Consider the following 14,781-nt stretch of genomic DNA (forward strand, 5'->3'; position numbering starts at 1 on the left):
CCACTGGAGCCATGACCAGCTACCGCATCGCGCTCATCCCGGGTGACGGCATCGGCACCGAGGTGCTGCCCCCGGCGCAGGCCCTGCTCGACGCCGTCGGCAAGCGGCACGGGATCGCTTTCGCCTACGACTCCTTCGACTGGTCCTGCGAGCGCTACCTGGCCGAGGGCGCGATGATGCCGGACGACGGCCTTGACCGGATCCGCCACCACGACGCGGTGTTGCTGGGCGCGGTCGGCTGGCCGGGGGTCCCGGACCACGTTTCGCTGTGGGGACTGCTGATCCCGATCCGCCGGAGCTTCCAGCAGTACGTCAACCTGCGGCCGGTCAAGGTGCTCGACGGTGTGCCCAGTCCGCTGCGTGACGCCGGTGCCGTCGACTTCGTCGTGGTGCGGGAGAACGTCGAGGGCGAGTACTCCGAGATCGGCGGCAGGCTCGGCCGGGGCACGCCGGACGAACTGGCGGTGCAGGAAGCGGTCTTCACCCGCAAGGGCGTCACGCGCGTCGTCGAGTACGCCTACGCGCTGGCCGAAACGCGCGGGCAGCACGTTACGTCGGCGACGAAGAGCAACGGGATCGTGCACACCATGCCGTTCTGGGACGAGCTGGTGGCCGAGGTGGCGCGGCGTCATCCGGCGGTCCGCGGCGACAAGGAGCACATCGACGCCCTCGCCGCGAAGCTCGTACTCGCCCCGGAGAGCTTCGACGTGATCGTCGGTTCGAACCTCTTCGGCGACATCCTCAGCGACCTGGCCGCCGCGGTCGCGGGCAGCATCGGCGTCGCTCCGGCGGCGAACCTCAACCCGGAGCGGGAGTTCCCGTCGATGTTCGAGCCGGTGCACGGCTCCGCACCCGACATCGCCGGGCAGGGCAAGGCGAACCCGCTGGGCGCGCTGTGGTCCGCGGCGATGATGCTCGACCACCTCGGGCACCCCGAGGCGAGCGCGGAACTGCTCGCCGCCGCCTTCGGTGCGCTGGCCGACGGCATCAGCACCGCCGACCTCGGCGGGAGCGCGGACACCGACGGCTACACGCGTGCGGTGCTGGACCGGGTCGGCGCCTGAGCCGTGCGGGTACTGGTCGCCCCCGACAAGTTCAAGGGTTCACTGAGCGCGCGCGAGGTGGCCGAAGCGGTCGGCGCCGGGTTGGCGGCGGCGGGTATCACCGCCAGCCTGCTGCCCGTGGCCGATGGTGGTGACGGCAGCGTGGACGCCGCGTTGTGCGCCGGATTCACCGCGCATCCCGTTCGCGTGCACGGCGCCGACGGCCGGTTGCGTGACTCGGTCTTCGCCTTCGACGGCACCACGGCCGTCGTCGAGGTGGCGAACACCTGCGGTCTGTCCACATTGGATGAACTCGCGCCGATGACCGCGTCGTCGCACGGGTTCGGCGAGGCGGTCGCGGTCGCGGTCGCCGCCGGTGCCGGCCGGGTCGTGCTCTGCCTCGGCGGCAGCGCCGGCACGGACGGAGGCGCGGGAATGCTGAGCGCGCTCGGCGCCCGGTTCGACTTCGGCGGGCCGCGGCTGAGCCCGGCGGGCGGGACCTTGTCACGAATAGCCGCGATTTCCGCGCTGCCGGATCTCGGTGACGTGGAACTGGTCGTGGCCACCGACGTGGCCACTCCGCTGCTCGACGCCGCCGCGGTTTTCGGGCCGCAGAAGGGCGCCACTCCTGATCAGGTCGGTGAACTCGAAGCCGGGCTGGCCCATTTCGCCCGGTTGCTGAGCGACGGTTCGCCGTCCCTGGCCGACGAACCGGGCACCGGAGCGGCTGGTGGACTCGGTTTCGCCTGCCGCCGCCTGGGTGCCCGGCGGGTGGCCGGTGCGGAGTTCTTCCTCGACCTGCTCGGTTTCGACAGAGCACTCGAGGGCTGCGCCGCGGTCATCACCGGCGAGGGACGGCTGGACGGTCAGACGTCCGCCGGGAAACTGCCCGCCGTTGTCGCGGCACGAGCCGCTCCGCTGCCGGTGTATGCCATTGTGGGTCAATCCCCGCTGACCGAGGGCGAACAACACCGGCTGGGGCTGCGGCACGTGCTCGCCATCGCCGACCTGTCGGATACCGATCCGAGCCGCGACGCCGCGCTTTCCCGGAGACTCTGCGAGGAAGCCGGAAAACTCCTCGGCCGCAAGTTTTCTTCAACGTTTCCCCAAGACCGGCCGCGTAGTTGTTGAGCATGGGTACCAGACTTCAGTGGATCCCCGCGCATTCGCGGGCCAAACCGGCGAGGCGGCGTTCGCGGCGCTTGGACGTGTGGCTGGCGAGAGCCCACACGCCCAGTGCGCCGAGCGCGAGCGCCGCGCCGAGCACGGTCGGGCCGGCCCAGCCCGCGGCGTCGAACAGCGAAGTGGTCGCGGTGGCGCCGAAAGCGGAGCCGAGCGAGTAGAAGACCATGTAACCGCCGATCGCGGTGCTGGTGCGGTCGGCGTACGCGGTGGTGAGGACGTGCTGGTTGCTGACGTGCACGGCCTGGACGGCGAAGTCGAGCACCACCACGCCGAGCACCAGCAGCGGCAGTGACCAGCCGAGCTGCCCGATCGCCAGCCACGAACCGAGCAGGAGGGCGAGCGCGATGCCGGTGACGCGGTTCGCATGCCCGGCGTCGCCCCAGCGGCCGGAACGGGCGGCGCCCAGCGCGCCGGCGAGTCCGGCGATGCCGAACAGGCCGATCTGCGCTTCGCTCAGCTGCCACGGCTCACCGGCGAGTGGCAGCGCCATTCCGCTCCAGAGCGTGCCGAACGAGGCGAAGAGGAAAAACGCGATCAGCCCGCGGCTCAGGAAAGTCGGCTGCGTGAACAGCTCGCCCAGCGACCGGATGACCTGCCCGTACCTCGCGGTGCCGGTGCGGATGTCCGGTGGCAGCGCGAAGAAACTGAGTACGCAGAGCGCGGCGGCGAGGACCGCCAGCGCGAGGTAGCTGCTGCGCCAGCCCCACACCTCGGCGAGGCCGCCGGTGACGATCCGGGCGCCGAGAATCCCGACCACCACCCCGGAAGTGACCACGCCGAGATTGCGCCCGCGCTCGCCGGGCGGCGAGATCGAGGCCGCGTAGGCGACCGCGGTCTGCACCACCACCGCGAAACCACCCGCGACGACCAGACCGGCGAACGCGGTCCAGGCGACCGGCGCGGCCGCGGTGGCGGCCAGGCCGAGCGCCACCAGCCCCAGGTGACCGGCGATCAGGCGCCGCCGGTCGAGCAGGTCGCCCAGTGGCACCAGCAGCACCAGCCCGGCGAGATAACCGAGCTGCCCGGCGGCCACGAACCAGCCGACCGAATCGCGGGGAACCCCGAGGTCGTGCCCCATCGGCTCCAGCACCGGCTGCCCGGCGTAGACCCCGGCGACCGCCACCCCGCACACCACGGCCAGCAGCAGCCTCGTTCCCCAGCCCATCGAACCTCCCTGATTGGTTGCAAATTGCAACTCTTCGCAGCCTAGGGCAGAATGGTTTCATTACGCAACTCAATGGAGGTGGGCTCGTGTGGACGGACCCGGACTGCCCGGTGGCCAGGGCGGTGGACGTGGTCGGGGACCGGTGGAGCCTGCTGATCGTCCGGGACGCGATGGACGGGGCCCGGTCGTTCACCGACTTCCAGCAGCGCACCGGGATCGCGCGCAACATCCTCGCCGACCGGTTGCGCAAGCTCGCCGCGCACGGCCTGATCAGCCAGGTCGAAGCCCCGTCCGGCAAGCGCCGCTGGTACACGCTGACCCCGGCGGGCAAGGACCTGTTCGCGGTGATCGTCACGCTCCGGCAGTGGGGTGAGCGGCACGCGTTCGAGGCGGGGGAATCTCATTCGATCCTGGTGGACGAACGTGGTGAGGTGGTGCCGGAGGTCGTGCCCGCCGCCGCCGACGGCGGCCCGCTGACCAGCGACACGACCTCCGTTCGCAGGCGCGGATGACGGGGGTGGTGGCGGCGTGGTGACGCGGGTGATCGTGCTCAACGGCGGGTCCAGTTCGGGCAAGTCCGGGATCGCCCGGTGCCTGCAGGCGGTGCTGCCGGATCCCTGGCTCACCGTCGGGGTGGACGTGCTGGTCGAGGCCATGCCCGCGGCAATGCGCGCCTCGGACGCGGGGATCGAGTTCGCGGCGGACGGCGGGGTGAGCGTCGGGCCGCGGTTCCGGACGTTGCAGTTCGCCTGGATGATCGGGGTCGCCGCGATGGCCCGGGCGGGTGCCCGGGTGATCATCGACGACGTTTTCCTCGGCGGGGCGTCCTCCCAGCGGGACTGGCACGAAGCCCTCGACGGACTCGACGTGCTCTGGGTGGGGGTCAGGTGCGAGCCCGAGGTCGCCGTGGGTCGTGAGCTGGCCCGTGGTGACCGGATCGGCGGAATGGCCGCGTCGCAGGCGGAACTGGTCCACGAAGGCGTGCGGTACGACGTCGAAGTGGACACCACCCGAACCGAGGCGCTGGAGTGCGCGCGGACCATCGCCGCCAGGGTCGGCCCGGGATCCGCGGTTCGTCAGGAGCGGAACGCCGACAGCCCTGAGCCGACTTCGTAGATCGCGTAGCCGTCGCGCCGGTCGAGCAGGCGGGGCTCGCCCTTCCCGGAATAGCGTGCCCCGGCCGGGACGTGGACCTCGGCGCGGACGTTGACCGGCAGGTCCAGCCGCAGGCTGAAGCCGTGCCCGGTGCGGTGCCAGTCCACCGAGACCGGCCCGCGCTGCGTCGGCACCATCCCGCTCGCACCGGCCAAACCGGACTGAGGCGGCCGGATCCGGACCGTCGAGCCCGCCGGGGTGAGCACGGAAGCGCCGAGCAGGGTGCGCTGGATCTCGGTCAGCGAGGTCGCGCCCCACGAATGCGAAAGGCTCTGCCCGGTTTCCGGTGCGTCCCACGATTCCCCGGTGAACGTGCCACCCCGCGCGAGGATGTTCGCCCAGCCCGGACCGGTTTCGTCGGTGAGGCGTGCGACGACGGCGTCCGGGTGGTCGGCGAGCGCGTTCAGCAGCCGGTGGGCCGTCATCGGGCCCATGCGCAGGCCGAGCCCGATGAGGTGATCCGCCACCGCGATCCGGCTCTCCGGCGGCACGATGCCGTAGGAAAGCGCGTAGGCGTTGGCGATCTGGGAGGCGTGCGCACTCGGGGAACCGTCGTCCCGCAGGCCGTCGACGTAGCGGCCGCCGGCGTCGCGGAGCTTCCCGTTGATCGCGGTGACCAGTGCCGACGCGTCCGCCCGGAGCTGGTCAGCGTCGCCGCGTCCGAGCGCTTCGGCCGCGTTTGCCGTGGCGCGCAGGGCATCCACCGCGAGGATGTTCACCGTGGTGCGTGCCGCGGTGTCCATGTCGTAGCCGTAGCGCATGGTGGCCGGCCAGTCGACGATGCCGTACTGGTAGGCGCCCGAGCCGCCGGAGAGGCGGGTGACCAGCCCGGTCGACGGGTCGACGTGCCGGCGCACGTAGTCGGCGACCGCGGTCAGCGCCGGATACGCCTCGCCGAGCAGTTGCCGGTCGCCGGAGTTCAGGTAGTACTCCCACACCCAGCCGGGGAACACCTCGGTGTAGTCGGGGATGTCGCGTTTGCCGTCCCCGTTGGGGTAGACGGCGTTGAGCCTGCCGTCCGGCCAGTACCGCTCCTGCGAGCTGAGGAACTGCCGGATCGCCTGGCGGGTCAGCCGTCGTTCGCCGTATCCGGTCATGGTGGCCGTCGAGATGTCGACGGCGTCACCGAGGAACTGTCCTTTTTCCCTGGTCGGGGTGTCCAGGAACTGTTCCTGCGCACCGTAGAGCGCGGATCGGAGCATCAGGTCGAACACCGCGTCGACGCGCGGTTCGGTGGTGTCGAGCCGGGCGGTCCGCTCCGGCGCGACCGCGGTGTGCTGGAGCACGGCACGGATGTCGGTGTCCCCGGCGGCGACCTCCAGGTAGCGGAAACCGACGTAGGTGAAGGCGCGGAAGGTCTGCTCGCCCGCTCGTTCGGTGTAGGCGAAGCTCAGGTCGGTGTTCTGGTTGTCCGCCGCGGACCGCGACACGCTTCCGTCCGGGGCCAGCAGGTAACCGGCCTGCAGGCCGATCCGGCGGCCTTGCTGTCCATTGTGGAAGGTGATCAGCGGGACCGCGGTGATCACCCGGCCGAAGTCGGCCACCACCGCGCCCCAAGCCAGCTTGGTGAGGCGTTGCGGGGCAACGACTTCCGTGGCCAGATCGGTTTCCTGACCCTGCAGCCGGGTGAACACCCCGCTCGGATGCGGGCCCACCACCTGGGGTTGCTGCCAGGCCGAGGCGTCGAAGCCGGGGCGGTTCCAGCCGAGCGGTTCCGCGGTCGCGTCGAAGTCCTCCACGTAGTCGCCGCCGTCGCTGTTGCGCTGTGGTGCGGCCAGCCACGGGCCCCTGGCCACCTGCCAGCTCGCGTCGGTGACCACCACCTGCCTGGTGCCGTCGGCGTGGTCGACGACCAGCCGCACCAGCAGGCCAGGCTCCCCGGCGGGACGGCCCTGGCCGCCGCCGTACCAGTGGTAGATCGCGCCGATCGTGGCCTGCCCGCCGGAGGTAAGCCGATTCGTGACGTCGACCGCCCGGTAGTAACCCTCGTCCGGGTGGCTGAACGCCGCGCCGCGGTCGACCACCTCGCCGTTGAGGTGCAGTTCGTACTGGTGGCTGGCCGCCACGTACACCCGCGCTCGGACCACGGGTGCGGCGTGGAGCCGGAAGTCCTTACGCGCCAATGTGTAGTCGTCAAGTTCGGCGGTCGTCCGGCGGATCCACCCGGCACCCCAGTCCGCGTCGCGCAGGCCGGTGTCGAAGGAAGCCTTCGCGGACCAGGGAGAAGGCGCGCCGCGACGGTCCCAGGTGCGCACGGTCCAGGTGTAGCTGGTGGCGGGGGAGAGTTCGGGCCCCGCCACGTACTCCTGCCGGTCCGAGGTGATCCGGCCGCTGTCCCAGACCGGGTGCCCGGCCGCGGTGTGCACGCGAATCCGGTACGCGGACTGCACTTCGTCGGCGTCACGGTCCACCGGCCGCCAGCCGAACAGCGGCGCGCCTTCGACGTTCAGCGGTCGCGCGCGGTCGCCGACGGTCAAGTCCACCGGTGCGGACGGCGCATGGTTGGTGCGGGCGAACGCTTGCGGACTCAGCAGGGTCAGCAGTGCGAGCACCACGGCCAGCACCCGCATCAGCGGCTCCCTTCGTGGCTGTGAGCGCTGACAACCCAACCTGCCCTGTGCCCGTGGCCCGCGTCAATACTCCGTGCGGTGCAAAGGTGAAAACGCTTTCTGGCATTGACGCGACAGTGCCGCCGCTGCCACCGTGAAGTGATTTGGCGTTCCTCGTCGAGGGAGAGAGCCGATGTCACCGAGCCGCCCGTACTTCGACGTCCGGGAGCACGGCGCCCGCGGTGACGGCAAAACAATCGATTCACCGGCGATCAACCGCGCCATCGACGCCGCCGCGGCGGCGGGCGGCGGCACGGTCCACTTCCCGGCCGGGACCTACGCGAGCTATTCCGTGCGGTTGAAGAGCAACATCACGCTCCACCTCGACCACGGCGCGACCCTGCTCGCCGCGGAACCGGTGAACGGCGCCGGCTTCGACGATCCCGGTGAGGGAGCGGGCAATCCGTACCAGGACTTCGGGCACAGCCACTGGCGCGCCAGCCTGATCTGGGGCGAGGGCCTGGAGAACCTCCGGATCTGCGGGCCGGGCCGCATCGACGGCGCCGCGCTGGTGCGGAACATGGAGCCGGGCAGCCCGCCCGGCACCGGGGACAAGGCGATCGCCCTCAAGCTCTGCCGCAACGTGGTGATCCAGGACGTCACCATCGTGCGCGGCGGCCACCTGTCGATCCTGCCCACCGGGGTGGACGACCTGTCCGTGCTCAACGTCCGGATCGACACCGTGCGCGACGGCATCAACGTCGACTGCTGCCGCAACGTGCGCATCGCGGACTGCACGGTCAACACCCACGGCGACGACGCGATCGTGCTCAAGAGCAGCTACGCGCTCGGGTTCCCGCGCGCCACCGAGAACGTGACGATCGCCGACACCATGGTCAGCGGGTACGACGTGGGCACGCTCATCGACGGCACCTACGGCCGCGAGGACCCGGCCGCCGCCGACCGGGACGGGCCGACCGGACGGATCAAGTTCGGCACCGAGTCCAACGGCGGTTTTCGCAACATCGCCATCTCCAACGTCATTTTCGAGCGGTGCCGGGGATTCGCGCTGGAGACCGTCGACGGTGGGTTGCTGGAGGACGTCACGATCAGCAACATCACCATGCGGAACGTCTCCAACACGCCGTTCTTCCTGCGCCTGGGTGCGAGGATGCGCGGACCGGCCGGTGTCCCGGTCGGCTCCCTGCGCCGGATCAGCATCAGCGACGTCATCGTGCACAACGCCGATCCCCGCTACCCGTCGATGATCATGGGCCTGCCCGGTCATCCGGTCGAGGACGTCCGGATCAGCAACGTGCGCGTCCACCTGCGCGGCGGGCTGTCGATGACCGAAGCCGCCGAGCAGCCGCCGCACCTGATCAACACCTTCTTCGCCGAACCGGGCGCCCGCGAGCCGTACGCCGTACCGGAACGGGAACAGGCGTACCCGGAGCCGTCGATGTTCGGCATCCTGCCCGCGTGGGCGTTCTACGTCCGCCACGCGAACGGTGTCCGGTTCGACCACATCGATCTGCGGTTCGAGCAGCCGGACCGGCGTCCCGCGGTGGTGCTGGAAGACGTTCAGGACGCGGAGTTCCACCACGTGCGCCTCGCGAAAGCCGAGGGCGTGCCGGCCTTCGTGCTCCGCGGCGTCACCGATTTCGCGGTGCACCAGGGCAGGCCGGTGGACGAGGTACGCCTTCCCGAGTACGTCGACCGGCAGGAGTTCTGACGCCGGGAAAGTCCACACGTTGTCCGCAATCGTCCAAACGTGTGTTCCTAACCTGGTTCCCGTGCGCGGAAACGGAAAGAAACTGACAACACTCATCGCGGGCCTGCTGCTCGCCTCGGGCCTGGTCTGGCCGATGGCCACGGCGCCGACGGCCACGGCCTCACCGGCAGCCCCGGCCTGGCCGACACCGACCGGGCAGGTCAGCGTGAACGGCACGATCTCGGTCCCGGCCAGTGGCCTGGACGGAGGCATGCGCCGGTACTGCTGCATCGGCGACGGTGGCCAGGAGGAAGACCAGGACCCGATGTTCCTGCTCGCTCCCGGCGCGACGCTGCAGAACGTGATCATCGGCGGCCCGGCCGGCGACGGCGTGCACTGCTCGGGTCCCTGCACGCTGCGCAACGTGTGGTGGGAGGACGTCGGTGAGGACGCCGCGACCTTCCGCGGCAGCGGTGACCCGGCCTTCCTGGTCGACGGCGGTGGCGCGCGTTCGGCCGGGGACAAGGTGTTCCAGCACAACGGGCCCGGCACGCTGACCGTGCAGGGCTTCCAGGCCAGCAACTTCGGCACGTTCTACCGCTCGTGCGGAAACTGCTCCACCCAGCATCAGCGCGACCTGGTGATCCGGGACGTGACGCTGACCCGGCCCGGCAACCGGGTCGCCGGGATCAACACCAACTACGGCGACACGGCCAGGTTCAGCGGGCTCACCATCGTCAACGATCCCGACCGGAAGATGGTGATCTGCCAGAAGTACATCGGCAACGACGACGGGGACGAGCCCGACGAGAACGGTTCCGGCCCCGACAGCACCCATTGCCGGTATTCCGCCGGCGACATCAGTTACCAATGAAGGCGCTCATCGCGGTCATGGCGCTGATGGCGGGCACGCTACTGGCGTCGCCCGCCACCGCGGCCACGCTGTATGTGGCCACCAACGGGAACGACAGCGCTCCCGGCACGTTTTCCCAGCCCCTGCGCACCATCCAGCGGGCGGTGGACCTGGCGCAGCCGGGGCACACCATCGAAATCCGCGGTGGCACCTACGCTCCGGCCGCCAACATCCAGATCCTCAAGAACGGCACCGCGAGCCAGCCGATCACCCTGCGGAACCACCAGGGCGAGCGAGTGGTGATCGACGGCGAGAACATGCCGTTCACCCCGGGTGAGGTCGGCTCGACGATTCCGCGCGCACAACGCGGAGCCATCCACCTCGAAGGGGATTTCTGGCGGCTGAGCGGGCTCGAGATCATCCACGGCCCGTACGGCGTTTTCGGCCTGGACGCCAGCAACAACGTGTTCGACCGGCTGGTCACCCGCGACAACTACGAGTCGGGATTCCACCTGGTGCTCGCGTCGAGCGGCAACCTGATCCAGGACCTGGACAGCTTCGGCAACCGCGATCCCCGCAAGAACGGGGAAAGCGCGGACGGCCTGGCCATCAAGGAGGGCGCGGGCGGCGGCAACGTGGTGCGGGGTGCCCGGCTGTGGAACAACTCCGACGACGGGCTCGACTACTGGATGTTCGAGTCGGCCGTGCTCACCGAGAACAGTTTGGCCTGGGGCAACGGGTTCAACCGGTGGGACCTGCCCGGCTTCACCGGCGACGGCAACGGGTTCAAGCTGGGCGGAAACGGCGTGGCCGCCGGGCACACCGTGCGCAACAGCATGGCGTGGGACAACGCGGCCGGTGGTTTCATCGACAACAACAATCCCGGCGCGCACCGCGTCGAGCGGTCCACCGCCTGGGACCACCCGGGAACGGGCTTCGACTTCGACCGGTCCGGCAGCACGCTGACCGCGAACCTCGCGGTGGCCAACGGAACCGAGGTCTCGCTGGGCGCCGATTCCGGTGGCAGCGGCAATTCGTGGGACCTCGGCGGCACCTGGTCGCTCGTCAGCACGGATCCCGCCACCATCACCGGGCCGAGGAACCCGGATGGCGGCATCCCGTCCTCACCCTTCCTGCGGCCCGCGAACGGAGCCGCCGTCGGCGCCCGCTTCTGACGCCGAGCGCACACTCAGCGCCTACGCTGGAGGCCGAGAGGGACGGGCGCTCGGCTGGGGTGGCGATCAGGGTTGTCGGAACTGAGGATCTTCCTGCTGGGGCCGCTGCGCGTGGAGCGGCTCGGTGAACCGGTCGCCCTGTCCAGCCCGAAGCAACGCGCGCTGCTCGCCGTGCTGGCCCGGTCACCAGGGACTTCGGTGTCGGTCGACGCGCTCGCGCACGGCGTCTGGGGCGAGGAACTGCCCGAACGGGCGCGGGCCAGCCTGCACACCCTGGTCGCGCGCCTGCGGCGGCTGCTGGGTGACGGGTCGATCCGCACGACCGCGGACGGCTACCTGCTCGCGGTCGATCCGGGTGCGGTCGACGTGGCCGAGTTCCGGCGGTTGCTGAACTTCGCGGCGAGCGTCCGCGGCACCAGCGGCGAGCTGCCCGCGTTGCGCGAGGCGCTGGCGTTGTGGCGGGGTGAGCCGTTCCTGCCCGAGGTGTGGTCCGGCCTGACCGAGCAGTACCTGACCGCGTTGCGGCGAAGGGTGGATCTCGACCTGGCGGCGGGGGAGCACACCGGGCTGGTCGCCGAGCTGACCGCCCTCGTCGCGCGGCACCCGTTGAGCGAACCCCTGTGGGAGCGCCTGATCCGCGCGCTGGCCGCGACCGGGCGGCATGCCGAGGCACTGGCCGAATACGCGAACTGCCGCCGGAAACTGGCCGAGGAACTCGGCGTCGGCCCCGGCCCCACGCTGCAGGAGCTGTACCTCGAACTGCTCGCCCATGACGACGAGCCCCCGGCCGCTTCCGTGCTGCCGCGCCAGCTTCCGTCGGCGGTCACCGGCTTTGTCGGCCGGTCCGATGAACTCCGCGCTCTCGACGAGCTCCTGCGCGGGCACACCGATCCCACCGTGCTGACCGTGGTCGTGCACGGAACGGGCGGGGTCGGCAAGACCACGCTCGCCGTGCGGTGGGCGCACCAGGTGGCCGAGCAGTTCCCCGACGGGCAGCTCTACATCGATCTCCGCGGCTACGGGCCGGGAAAGCCCGTTGCCGCGTCGGCGGCGCTGAGCGCGTTCCTGTGCGCTCTCGGTGTGCCCGAACGGGCGGTGCCGGTCGACGCGGCGGAGCGCGAGGCGCTGCTGCGGAGCCGCCTGGCCGGCCGCCGGGTGCTGATGCTGCTGGACAACGCCCGCGACGCCGCGCAGGTCAGGCCGTTGCTGCCGGGAGCCGGTTGCCTGGCGCTGATCACCAGCCGCAGCGACCTGCGCGGGCTCAGCGTCCGCGACGGCGCGCGTTCGGTGGCGCTGCACCGGATGAGCAAGCTGGAGGCGACCGAGCTGCTGGCCGCGAACACCGGGATCGACCGGGTGGCCGCCGAACCCGCCGCGGCCGACGACCTCGCGCGGTTGTGCGGGCACCTGCCGCTGGCCCTGCGGATCATCGCCGACCTGGTGGCGCGCGATCCGGCCACCCGGCTGGCGGAGCTGGCGGACGAACTGCGCGCCAGGCGGCTGGAACTGCTCGCCGACCCGGCCGACGACGCCGCCGACCCGCGGGCGGTCTTCTCCTGGTCCTACCGGGAACTCGCCGCGGGGGAGGCGCAGCTGTTCCGGCTGCTGAGCCTGTCCCCGGCCGGTCAGTTCGGGGTGGCCGCCGCGGCGGCGCTGGCCGGGCGGCCCGAGGGGGAGACCCGCCGGAGCCTGGACCGCCTGGTGTCGGTCCACCTGCTGGAGCCGCGTGGGCTCGGGCACTACCAGTTCCACGACCTGCTCCACCACTACGCCGCCGAACTCACCGTCGCCGAGGACCTCGCCACCACCCGTTCGGCCGCGCTGCGCCGGGCGCTCGGGTGGTACTGCCGGACGGCGATGGCCGCGTCGGTGACGCTGGCGCCGGGCAGGCACCTCTGGAACGACGAGGTGCCGCGCGAGGACCTGTTCGCCGGGCAGCCGCGGGCGCTCGACTGGTTCGACCACGAATGGCCCGCCGTGGTGGCGGCGGTGCGGCTGGCGCAGGAAGCCGGGGCCGACGACCTCGCCTGGCGGCTGGCGGCCACGCTGCACGCGTTCTTCGTGATCCGGCCGGTCTGGGACGAATGGGAGTCGGCGTACCGGGTGGCGCTGGTTTCCGCGGAACGGCTCGGCGACCCGGTGGCCAGGGGCGCGTGCCTCGTCGGACTGGGCACGGTGCACGTCCACCTCGGGCTGGAGGCCCAGGCACTGGTCGCCTACCGCCAGGCGCTGGCTTCGTTCGAGGAGGCGGGCGCGAAGGCACAGCAGGCGGTCGCGCTGGTGCTGATCGGCAACTGCCTCGAATTCCTGGAGCACCACGCCGACGCCGAGCGGAGTTACCGGACGAGCATCGCGCTGTCCCGCGAGATCGGGGACCAGGCGCGCGAGGCACACGCGCTGAGCAATCTCGCGATCACCGCCACCAGCCTCGGCCGGTGCGCCGAAGCCGTCGAACTGAGCACCCGGTGCCTGTACCTGAGGCGGGCCGTCGGGGACGAACGCGGCCAGGCGCACACGCTGGACAACCTCGGTGACGCGTGGACCGAACTCGGCAACCACGGCGAGGCGATCGAGTGCTACCGCCAGGCTGTCGCACTCGCCCGCGCCTACCGCGACCGGCGCAACGAAGGCGTCCACCTCGGCAACCTCGCGCGCGCGGAACTGCGCAACGGCGACGCGGACCGCGCCCGGCGCACGGCCGCCGAGGCGTGGGCGCTGCTGGCGAACATCCCGGACAACGACGCCGGAAAGGTCAGGGACCGGCTGGCGCGGTCGTTCCCCGAATACGCGGGCGGGCAGCCCGATGAAAGAGATCAGAAAGCGCGGGGCTCTACAGTCCGGTCAACCGGTGTGCCAGGTGCACCGGAGGAGTGGGAGGGAGAGACGCCGGTGGCTGTCACAGCTGATCGCACATGGGGTTAGGCACTGTCCGGTAAGTCTGCGCCCAGGCGCTGTCCTGGCGCGCCGAGGACTCCTGGCAACTCCCGTACCACCTCTTCCAGTGCCTGGATGCCGAGATCGATGAGCGGGTTCTGCCCGCTGCCGCGGCGAACGCAGGTGAGGATCCGCCGCGTCGGCGGGTTTTCGCTCGACACCGGCACCAGTGACACCGCCTGGCCCGCCGGGCCCTCGGTCAGCCGCGGGACCAGCGAAACACCGAGACCGTTCGCGACCAGCGACCAGATCGTCGCCCACTGGGTCGCGGCGTGCACGATCCGCGGGGAGAACCCGGCCGCCGCGCACAGCCCCTGGACCCGCTGGGCGTGATCACAGGTGGCGGGATCGGCGACGATCCAGTCCTCGGCCGCCGCGTCCGCCAGCCGCACCGGCTCGGCACCGGCCAGCGGGTGGTCGGCCGGCACCAGCAGCAGGTACGGCTCCTCCAGCAAGGGGCGCTGCTCGAACCGCGCGTCGTCCGGTGGGGGACCGCCCTCGACCGGCTCCACCACCGCGAGATCCGCCTTGCCCGCCACCAGCAGGTCCATGCTCTCCGCGGTGTCGCACTCGTGCACCTGCACCACCAGGCCGGGATGACTGCGCCGCAACCGCCCGGCGGCCGGCGCGACCAGTCCGCTGATCGCGGTGGTGAAACCCGCGATGCGCAACGGCCCGGCCCGGCCGGCCCGGAAGGCCTCCAGCTCCGCCTGCGCCTCCTCCCACCGGGCCAGCAGCGCGTCGGCGTGGTCGACGAGCAGCCGCCCGGCCGGGGTCAGCCGGACCCCGCGGCCCCGCGGTTCCAGCAGCGGGACCTTCAGCTCGCGGGAGAGTTCACGCAGGTGGTGGGAGATCGCCGACGGCGTGAGGTGCAGTGCCTCGGCGGCCGCGGTGACCGTGCCCTGCTGCTGGACCACACGGAGCATGTGCAGGCGGCGCAGATCGATCATGCAATCATTTTGCACAGTCATCGCCAAAACCTGCAATGGACCGCAACGGTCGTCCGGGGTC

General features: G+C 71.1%; 11 protein-coding genes. 8 read left to right on the plus strand and 3 right to left on the minus strand.

From position 1 onward, the window contains the following. The first annotated feature begins 11 nt into the window (after positions 1–11). Together YIM_RS16070 and YIM_RS16075 are read left to right on the plus strand one after the other, a co-directional pair. Complete coding sequence (locus YIM_RS16070) at positions 12–1,064, plus strand: tartrate dehydrogenase (RefSeq protein ID WP_153031121.1); 1,053 nt, start codon at positions 12–14, stop codon at positions 1,062–1,064. Between the two features lie 3 nt (positions 1,065–1,067). Next, a complete protein-coding gene (locus tag YIM_RS16075; protein ID WP_153031122.1) occupies positions 1,068–2,174 on the plus strand; it encodes a glycerate kinase in 1,107 nt (368 codons plus the stop codon). A 16-nt stretch (positions 2,175–2,190) separates the two neighbouring features. Here the strand turns inward: YIM_RS16075 and YIM_RS16080 are convergent, their stop codons facing one another. Beyond that, positions 2,191–3,393: an MFS transporter gene (locus YIM_RS16080; protein WP_153031123.1), complete on the minus strand. Its 1,203-nt coding sequence runs from the start codon at positions 3,391–3,393 to the stop codon at positions 2,191–2,193. 86 nt (positions 3,394–3,479) lie between these two features. Between YIM_RS16080 and YIM_RS16085 the strand changes: the two genes are divergently transcribed. Together YIM_RS16085 and cpt are read left to right on the plus strand one after the other, a co-directional pair. Beyond that, entirely contained in the window at positions 3,480–3,905 is a 426-nt protein-coding gene (locus YIM_RS16085; protein WP_228004771.1) for a helix-turn-helix domain-containing protein, read from the plus strand. Positions 3,906–3,924: 19 nt separating this feature from the next. After that, positions 3,925–4,509 (plus strand): chloramphenicol phosphotransferase CPT, encoded by a 585-nt coding sequence (cpt, locus tag YIM_RS16090; protein WP_228004772.1) that lies wholly within the window; start codon positions 3,925–3,927, stop codon positions 4,507–4,509. Here the strand turns inward: cpt and YIM_RS16095 are convergent. Further along, positions 4,470–7,118 carry a family 78 glycoside hydrolase catalytic domain gene (locus YIM_RS16095; protein ID WP_153031124.1) on the minus strand — a complete coding sequence of 883 codons (2,649 nt, stop codon included), beginning with the start codon at positions 7,116–7,118 and terminating at the stop codon, positions 4,470–4,472. The genes cpt and YIM_RS16095 overlap by 40 nt on opposite strands. Positions 7,119–7,290: 172 nt before the next feature. Here YIM_RS16095 and YIM_RS16100 point away from each other — a divergent pair, with 172 nt between their 5' ends. The 4 genes from YIM_RS16100 (at position 7,291) to YIM_RS16115 (ending at position 13,758) form a co-directional block, all read left to right on the plus strand. Beyond that, positions 7,291–8,829, plus strand: coding sequence for a glycoside hydrolase family 28 protein (locus YIM_RS16100; protein ID WP_153031125.1), 1,539 nt, complete (start codon positions 7,291–7,293; stop codon positions 8,827–8,829). 61 nt (positions 8,830–8,890) lie between these two features. After that, a complete protein-coding gene (locus YIM_RS16105; protein WP_228004773.1) occupies positions 8,891–9,682 on the plus strand; it encodes a pectate lyase in 792 nt (263 codons plus the stop codon). Beyond that, complete coding sequence (locus YIM_RS16110) at positions 9,679–10,836, plus strand: right-handed parallel beta-helix repeat-containing protein (RefSeq protein WP_153031126.1); 1,158 nt, start codon at positions 9,679–9,681, stop codon at positions 10,834–10,836. The genes YIM_RS16105 and YIM_RS16110 overlap by 4 nt, the downstream gene beginning before the upstream one ends. A 72-nt stretch (positions 10,837–10,908) precedes the next feature. After that, the gene (locus tag YIM_RS16115; RefSeq protein WP_153031127.1) at positions 10,909–13,758 is read left to right on the plus strand and encodes a BTAD domain-containing putative transcriptional regulator; all 2,850 of its coding nucleotides are present in this window, start codon (positions 10,909–10,911) and stop codon (positions 13,756–13,758) included. On the opposite strand, the gene YIM_RS16120 is transcribed toward YIM_RS16115, so the two are convergent. Beyond that, complete coding sequence (locus tag YIM_RS16120; RefSeq protein ID WP_228004774.1) at positions 13,755–14,720, minus strand: LysR family transcriptional regulator; 966 nt, start codon at positions 14,718–14,720, stop codon at positions 13,755–13,757. The genes YIM_RS16115 and YIM_RS16120 overlap by 4 nt on opposite strands. Between the last annotated feature and the right edge of the window lie 61 nt (positions 14,721–14,781).

Origin of the sequence: Amycolatopsis sp. YIM 10, from assembly GCF_009429145.1 — a bacterium.
Taxonomy (GTDB): Bacteria; Actinomycetota; Actinomycetes; order Mycobacteriales; family Pseudonocardiaceae; genus Amycolatopsis.